The organism is Streptomyces sp. SID12501, from assembly GCF_010550245.1.
Lineage (GTDB): Bacteria > Actinomycetota > Actinomycetes > Streptomycetales > Streptomycetaceae > Streptomyces.
Genome location: NZ_JAAGLU010001091.1, coordinates 1 through 382 on the forward strand (window position 1 = coordinate 1; position 382 = coordinate 382).

Sequence of the window (382 nt, forward strand, 5' to 3'; positions counted from 1 at the left end):
TCGGCCTGCTGCGGCGCCTGCGGCGTCCGCTCCGCCGGTTGCGCCTGTCGGCCGGTGCGGACCTGGTCCGTGACGGTCACGTGTGGTCTCCCCCTCGGGGTTCTGGGTCGGTTGGGTCGTGGACCTACCGTCGCACCTCCGCATTGCCCAGGTCCATCGAAACATTTCGATCGATGTCTTCAGCAGAACTGAACGTTTCCTTCGGGGCCCGGGGCCTGCGCCCCGGCAGCTGCCCGACGACGGTGGCACCGAAGGCGATGGCCATGCCGGCCAGCTGTACGGGCGAGAGGGCCTGGCCGAGCGCGGCCCATCCGATGACTGCGGCGGTGAGCGGGGACAGCGGGCCGAGCAGGGTGACGGAGGTGGCGCTGAGCCGGCCGAT

At 70.9% G+C, this 382-nt stretch carries 1 pseudogene; it reads right to left on the reverse strand.

The annotated features are described in order from the left end of the window. Positions 1 to 124 precede the first annotated feature (124 nt). Positions 125 to 382: pseudogene (locus G3I71_RS49965) on the reverse strand (EamA family transporter); the annotation flags it as partial.